The sequence below is a fragment of the Tateyamaria sp. genome, from assembly GCF_059783535.1.
The window spans coordinates 1-7,388 of record NZ_JBYNDP010000046.1 but is presented as its reverse complement, the minus strand read 5'-3'; the positions used below and the strand labels follow the sequence as shown (position 1 = coordinate 7,388).

Here is a 7,388-nt window from a genome sequence, read left to right as displayed (position 1 = left end):
AGCCATGCCGCCTCTCCCCACCCCAGCACGTTGCCCCACAGGCGCAGGTTGACGATGCCTAGGATCGGCAGGGTCAGCACCGCCGCCAGTGTTCCCCCAAGCACAAAGGCGAGGGGTGGGCGCCATTTCTTTATGATCCTGCGCATGGCCCCATCCGAATACCGATGCCATGCACCGTCTCGATTGCATCACGACATCCCGCCGCTGCCAGCTTGGAGCGCAGGTTGCGCAAATGGCTGTCCAGTGTCCTGTCGCTGACCTGCCCACCCACGCCATAGAGCGCATCCACAAGGGCTGGTCGCGCCGACACCCGGTCAGGATGGGCCATGAGGTGGGCCAATATCTCCATCTCACGCGCCGTGAGGGTCAGTGGCGCACCGTTGACCTCGCACAGATGCCGTGCCGGATCGACACGCAGGACACCGCGCGTCAATGCAGGGGCGGCAACGGGGCGCGCCCGCTTCAGGATCGCCCCGATCCGCGCCACCAGCTCGCGCGGGGAAAAAGGCTTGGTGACATAGTCATCGCCGCCCAGTTCGAACCCAAGAACCCGGTCAATCTCGTCTTCGCGGGCGGTCAGGAACAGAACCGGTGTCTGGTCTGTTTCGCGCAGGGTTCGGCAGACGGCCAATCCATCCATCTCGGGCAGGCCTATGTCCAAAACGATCAGGTCATATCGCCCGGACCGCGCCTTGGTCAGCCCCTCGATCCCATCGCCCGCTTCATCCACGGCGTGACCAGCCTGTTGCAAGGCAATACGCAGAACAGACCGGATATGTGGGTCGTCATCGACCACCAACAGGTGCGTCTTGGTCATGGCATTGCAGGATCAGTCAACATGGACGCAAGGCTATTGCGCGTCCGCCAGTTGCGAAAGCCCCATTCGCGCCAGTCATCCGGCTGGAAGAGATGCGGTTGCATGTATTCCGATACACAGGCCGCTTGCCAGTTGTACCCAAAGGTCGATGCCATCGCGGGGATCACGTCTTCGGACAGCTGGCACAACATGAACATATCCTGGTGCACGGGATGGCTCAGGTTATGACGCGCAACCGCGGCGTCGAAGCTGACAAAGGCACACAGGTAAAGAACCACCGCCCCCATCACACCGCTTCGCATCATCATCCAAGCAGCAGGTTTGTCCCGCCAGATTTGCCAGACAACGATGCACAGGCCTGCAGCGACCAACCCCATCCAGATGTATGCAGCCAGTCGCAGGCGCGTCAGGCCAAAGGCATCGACATAGATGTCCAAACGCCAGACCGACGCCACGACCAAAGCCATCGTCTGGGCCAACCAGATCAACATTAGCCACCGCAACACCGGGCGCCCGGCCAGATAAGGGCGCGCCATCACGGCAAAAAGCCCCGCCAACAATGCAGTGACAAGAAGCGGATAAGCACCACGATGGGCATAGGCGGCCGGGCTGACCCCATCGGGCAGACCAGCGCCGCCATAGAGGAACAGCGCATCCATCCCGGTCTGCACGGCAAAGATGGCGTTGAACGCAATCAGGGACCGCGCAACAGAGCCTGCGTTAATCACGCCCTCACGCCGCACCGTTGCACGCTTTGGCTTACGCGCCCGCAGACGTTCGCGCATTCGCCAAGTGACTAGGGCGGGCCAGATGGTCGCCGCCAGAAAAAGCCAGAACCACACGCGCCACCAATCAGGCGCTGGGAGCTCAAGCGCCGTAATGCCGCTCACCCAACGGTCCAGAACCGGGTTCGCGGCCAGGATGAGCAGGGCAAAAATCAGACTTGCCCCCGCGGGGACACCCCACGTCATCACCAGGCTACGCATGTCCATCTGGGACAAATTGAGATCGTTCAACTGTCGCGCCCCCTGCGCCCCGTCCTTAAAGGTCTGCGCCGGGGCAACCCACCATAGCCGCGCGGCGCCGCGCAGCAGATCAAAGCGGGACACACCCGCAAGGGCAGCCGTGCAAAGGGAAAGGCCGACAAGGGCGATCAGCAGAGACAGGGGCTGCACCAGCTCGACCAGTGGCAAAAGGCTTAGCACCACGCCTGCCGCGATGCCGACGCGCGTGCGCCCGCTCAGGCGCGGCCAAGCCAACCCAAGGCCCGCAAACAGCACAGCCCCAAAAAAGACGGCGATGTTGAGCCCTGCCACGGTGTCCCAAACCAGCACGTCGCCCAAAGCAATCAGGGCAAGCAGCAGCAGTGCCTTGCCACCATCAGCGCGCCGCGTCTTGCGCCGTTGTTCAGTCTTGTCTGCGGGTGCATCCAGCCACCAGCCATCCTGCTGCATTGCCAATGGCACGCCCGGTATCGTCAAAGCTTTCACTGTCCTGCCTCTCTTGGTCACTTGCTTTGAGATGAACGTGACAGGCACAGGTGCAGATCGACCGTGCCTTTTTGTGCAGAGCTTGTGCAGCGGGGTGGTGGTTGCCAAAACCGCCCGGTCATGCCACTTCGGGACTCTGTCGCCGTCCGGAAGGATCACGAAGATGCAGACCACCACGACCACAGACACCACCCCCACGACCCACCTGCCGCAGGTCACCGAACCGCGAAATCCCGGCATGAAGCTGGATCTGGATTGGGTTGCACGCGTGCAGGCCAACACCTCAGCTATCGAGCGGCGCTGCGCGACGCTGCCGGGGCGCCGGTCGATCAAAAAGGATCATCAGGCCGCGTGGCTCCTGAAGGCGATCAGCTGCATCGACCTGACCACGCTGTCCGGCGACGACACGGAACGGCGCGTGCACCGGCTTTGCGCCAAGGCGCGCCAACCCGTCCGGGCCGAGATGCTGGAGGCCCTTGGCATGCCCGGTCTGACCACGGGTGCCGTCTGTGTCTATCACGAGATGATACCCGCCGCCGTGACCGCCTTGAAAGGCTCCGGCATTCCGGTTGCAGCTGTCTCGACGGGCTTCCCGGCGGGCCTGTCCCCCTTCCACCTGCGCATCCAGGAAATTCGCGAAAGCGTCGCGGTTGGGGCAGAAGAAATCGATATCGTCATCTCACGCCGCCACGTGCTGGAAGGCAACTGGCAAGCCCTCTATGACGAAATGGCAGAGATGCGTGAGGCGTGTGGTGACGCCCACGTCAAAGCGATCCTCGCCACCGGAGAGTTGGGCAGCCTGCGCAACGTGGCCCGCGCGTCGCTGGTCTGCATGATGGCCGGTGCGGATTTCATCAAGACCTCGACCGGCAAGGAAAGCGTGAACGCGACCCTGCCCGTGACGCTGGTGATGATCCGGGCCATTCGTGATTACTTTGAACACACCGGCTACCGCGTCGGCTACAAACCGGCAGGCGGGATTTCGAAGGCCAAGGATGCGTTGGTCTATCTATCACTGATCAAGGAAGAGTTGGGCGACCGCTGGTTGCAACCGGACCTGTTCCGCTTTGGCGCATCCTCGCTGCTGGGCGACATAGAGCGCCAGTTGGAACACCATCTGACCGGCGCCTATTCCGCCGGTTACCGCCACGCGATCGGGTAGCCCGAATTTTCAGAATGCCGGATCGCTGTCTATCGGAATGAACAGCAGCCGGATCGAGACGAAGGACGACATGATGACCGTCAAAGAGATTTTCGAGAGCATGGAATACGGCACTGCACCAGAAGCAGCCGGAGACGCCCTCGCCTGGATCGTCGATCAGGGCGCACGGTTTGGGCACTTCATCAACGGACGGTTCACCGATCCTTCGGACGGCTTTGAAAGCAAGAATCCGGCCACGGGCGAGGTGCTTGCCACCCTGTCGCAAGCGACGCGAGCCGATGTGGATGCAGCCGTCAAAGCAGCGCGTGCCGCCCAACCCAAATGGGCCAAATCCGGTGGTCATGCCCGCGCCCGCATCCTCTATGCCATTGCGCGGCTCTTGCAGAAGCACAGCCGCCTCTTTGCCGTGCTTGAAACGCTTGACAACGGCAAACCCATCCGGGAAAGCCGCGACATCGACATCCCCCTCGCCCAGCGCCATTTCTACTACCACGCAGGCATGGCGCAGCTGATGGAGGCCGAACTGTCCGACCGCGAGGCCCTTGGTGTCTGCGGCCAGATCATCCCGTGGAATTTCCCGCTGCTGATGCTGGCATGGAAAATCGCACCCGCCCTCGCCATGGGGAACACGGTTGTCCTGAAACCAGCCGAATACACATCACTGACCGCGCTGCTATTCGCTGACATCTGTCGTCAGGCAGGCGTGCCGAAGGGCGTGGTCAACATCGTCACAGGCGATGGCGCGGCGGGCGAGATGATCGTAAATGCCGACGTGGACAAGATCGCCTTCACCGGTTCTACCGCCGTAGGCCGTCGCATCCGTGAGGCCACCGCTGGTACGGGCAAAGAGCTGACGCTCGAACTGGGTGGCAAATCCCCCTACATCGTGTTTGACGACGCCGATCTGGATTCCGCCGTGGAGGGGCTGGTTGACGCCATATGGTTCAACCAGGGTCAGGTTTGTTGCGCAGGCTCGCGCCTACTCGTCCACGAACCCGTGGCCGAAGCTTTCTATGCAAAGCTGCGCGCGCGAATGGACAAACTACGCATCGGCGATCCACTGGACAAATCCATTGATGTTGGCGCGGTGGTCGACCCGATTCAGTTGGACACGATCGCAAAAATGGTCAGCGGCAACAGTGCCGGAGAGGTCTACCAACCTCAATCGACCCTGCCCGCGACCGGCTGCTACTATCCACCGACCCTCATCACCGGCCTGAACACTGCTGACCCGCTAATGCAGGAAGAGATCTTCGGCCCCGTCCTTGTCTCAACCACATTCCGCACTCCATCAGAGGCAGTGGAACTGGCCAACAACACCCGCTACGGGCTGGCGGCAACGCTCTGGACGGAAAACGTTAACCTCGCGCTGGACGTGGCGCCGAAACTGGCGGCAGGCGTTGTCTGGGTGAATGCGACCAACCTGTTTGACGCGGCCGCAGGCTTTGGCGGCGTGCGCGAAAGCGGTTTTGGACGCGAAGGCGGATGGGAAGGTTTGCAAGCTTACACCAAACCCAAAGGACCACCCAAGGCGCTGAAACCCCTTGCGGCCTTCACGGGCGAAGATACTCCAAACGATCCGCTGGACCGGACTGCCAAACTATACATCGGGGGCAAACAGGCTCGTCCCGACGGCGGGTACTCCCGCAATGTCTACGGCAAGAACGGCGCATTGCTCGGCCAATCCAGCCTCGCCAACCGCAAGGACGTGCGCAACGCTGTCGAGGCGGCTTCGGCGGCAAAAGGATGGGCCAAGACCACGGGTCATCTGCGCGCGCAAATCCTGTACTACATTGCTGAAAACCTCGCAGCCCGAGGCGATGAATTTGCACATCGCCTGAACACCCTGCAAGGCGGCCGTTCGGGCGACAAGGAGGTCGAGGCAAGCATCCAGCGCCTGTTCACCTACGCAGCCTGGGCAGACAAATATGATGGCGCTGCCAAGGGCGTACCAATCCGCGGCGTCGCGCTGGCTATGAATGAACCAACGGGCATCATTGGCGCGCTATGCCCGGACGAAGCGCCACTCCTGGGCCTCGTTTCTCTCATGGCCCCAGCCATCGCCATGGGCAACCGCGCAGTGCTGGTGGCATCACAGCCCTTCCCGTTGGCTGCAACGGACTTTTATCAAGTCCTCGAAACCTCAGACGTTCCTGCAGGTGTGGTGAACATCCTGACGGGCAAGCATGAAGAGCTTGCACCGCATATGGCGAAACATCTGAATGTCGATGCTGTCTGGTCCTTCTCGGGCAGTGACCTCTCCGCCACCGTCGAACGGGAAGCCGCGGGCAACCTGAAACGCACGTGGGTGAACCATGGCAAGGCGCGCGACTGGATGGGATCGGAAGGTGAGGTTAAGGCGTTCCTACAGGCCGCCACAGAGGTCAAAACCATCTGGGTGCCCTACGGCGAATAACGCTTCTTCTAGCTAGAAATACCTTCGGGGGAGTTCGAGGGGGCAGACAGCCCCCTCGTCAGAAAAAACATATCGCGCGTGCGCAGCACTCAATTGGCGACAGTTGTTTCCAAACCTTCCGGCTGACCCACGACAACAAAATGCAAACCGTCCGGGTCCAGCAACTCGCCTGCCACGCGCTTCACATCCTCCAACGTCACTGCGTCTACCTTGTCGTTGCGCGTCGCGATGTAGTCGATGGGCAGGCCCAGCATCTGCATGCCCACCATGATCCGGGCAATCTGTGCATTGCCGTCAAAGCGCAAAGGATAAGCGCCGGTGACATAGAGCTTGGCGGCCTCCAGTTCTTCCTCGGATACGCCTTCAGTAGCGGCGCGCGCCCACTCGTCGCGGATCACTAAAACAGCCTCGGCGATCCGATCATTCGCGGACGCAACCTGCCCCTGATATGTCGCGGCGTGGTCCTGTGGCACGAGGAATGAGTAGACACCATAGGTCAGCCCGCGCTTCTCACGCACCTCAGTCATCAGGCGGCTCTCGAACCCACCGGCGCCAATCACCTGGTTCAACACGCGCGCAGCAAAGAAATCGGGATCGTCCTGCTCAATACCTGTTTGCCCAAAGATGGCGACAGATTGCGGCGTGTCGAAAGGTACGACAGTCGTCCCCCCTTCGATCAGGATTTCTGCGGGACCGGGCTGCGGTGCACCCTCATCCGGCAGTGCGCCCAGGAGTTCGTCAAGGAGGGGTCCCAGTTCCTCTGGCGTGATGTCCCCAACTGCACCGACATAGAGCCGATCCTTGGCAAAAACGGCACGGTGCGCATCGATCATGTCCTCGCGCGTCAACGCTGTCACACTGTCGGTCGTCCCGCGATGGTTCGACCCGTATGGGTGATCCCCATAGGCCATCTTGTCAAAGGCGGCACGCGCAATCTCGTTGGGGTCCTGTGCATCGGATCGCAGGCCGGTCAGGACCTGTTCCCGAACACGGTCCAGCGCCTCTTGCCCGAATGTCGGCTCAATGACCGACTTGCGCAGCAGCTCAACAGCTTCGTCACGGTTCTCCGTCAGGAATCGGGCCGAGACCGCCAAGCTGTCGTCACTCACATCGTAACCAAAAGACGCCGCCAGCGTTTCCAACTCGCGCGCAAAGGCACGGGCATCAAGGTCGGCAGCCCCCTCTTCCAGAAGGCCGGTCATCAGGTTGATGGCTCCGCGCTTGTCTGGTGCATCCAGCGAAGCGCCTCCGCGGAACCGCAGCTCAAGGGCCATAAAAGGGATCGACGGTTCTTGTACCAGCCAAGCGGTGATGCCACCGGGGCTGACCACCTCAGTAATCTCAACCTCAGCCCTCGCCGGCAGGCTGGCGAACAGGGCAATGGTCAGAGCGGCAAACAAACGGATCATTGGGTCACCTCCTCGGAAACCGGGCGGGTCAACCAGCCAGTTACGGACGCGTTGCGGTTCAGAACCATGCGGGCCGCTTCCATGATATCTTCTT

5 protein-coding genes are annotated in these 7,388 nt (G+C 61.4%); 2 read left to right on the top strand and 3 right to left on the bottom strand.

Annotation, left to right across the window (positions count from 1 at the left end; genetic code table 11):
• Positions 1-130: 130 nt before the first annotated feature.
• Entirely contained in the window at positions 131-817 is a 687-nt protein-coding gene (locus AC6RA8_RS10865) for a response regulator transcription factor (RefSeq protein WP_500352756.1), read from the bottom strand.
• Positions 814-2,307: a DUF4153 domain-containing protein gene (locus tag AC6RA8_RS10860; protein ID WP_500352754.1), complete on the bottom strand. Its 1,494-nt coding sequence runs from the start codon at positions 2,305-2,307 to the stop codon at positions 814-816. Before AC6RA8_RS10860 ends, AC6RA8_RS10865 begins: the two co-directional genes overlap by 4 nt.
• 163 nt (positions 2,308-2,470) lie before the next feature.
• Here AC6RA8_RS10860 and deoC point away from each other — a divergent pair, with 163 nt between their 5' ends.
• The gene (gene deoC, locus AC6RA8_RS10855) at positions 2,471-3,469 is read left to right on the top strand and encodes a deoxyribose-phosphate aldolase (protein ID WP_500352753.1); all 999 of its coding nucleotides are present in this window, start codon (positions 2,471-2,473) and stop codon (positions 3,467-3,469) included.
• Between the two features lie 73 nt (positions 3,470-3,542).
• Positions 3,543-5,885: an aldehyde dehydrogenase family protein gene (locus tag AC6RA8_RS10850; RefSeq protein WP_500352791.1), complete on the top strand. Its 2,343-nt coding sequence runs from the start codon at positions 3,543-3,545 to the stop codon at positions 5,883-5,885.
• Between the two features lie 89 nt (positions 5,886-5,974).
• Here the strand turns inward: AC6RA8_RS10850 and AC6RA8_RS10845 are convergent, their stop codons facing one another.
• The gene (locus AC6RA8_RS10845) at positions 5,975-7,294 is read right to left on the bottom strand and encodes a M16 family metallopeptidase (protein ID WP_500352752.1); all 1,320 of its coding nucleotides are present in this window, start codon (positions 7,292-7,294) and stop codon (positions 5,975-5,977) included.
• Between the last annotated feature and the right edge of the window lie 94 nt (positions 7,295-7,388).

What these genes read in the sequence shown, in the direction of transcription:
- AC6RA8_RS10865 (WP_500352756.1), bottom strand. Translation starts at nt 817, where the DNA reads ATGACCAAGACGCACCTGTTGGTGGTCGATGACGACCCACATATCCGG.
- deoC (WP_500352753.1), top strand. Translation starts at nt 2,471, where the DNA reads ATGCAGACCACCACGACCACAGACACCACCCCCACGACCCACCTGCCG.
- AC6RA8_RS10850 (WP_500352791.1), top strand. Translation starts at nt 3,543, where the DNA reads ATGACCGTCAAAGAGATTTTCGAGAGCATGGAATACGGCACTGCACCA.
- AC6RA8_RS10845 (WP_500352752.1), bottom strand. Translation starts at nt 7,294, where the DNA reads ATGATCCGTTTGTTTGCCGCTCTGACCATTGCCCTGTTCGCCAGCCTG.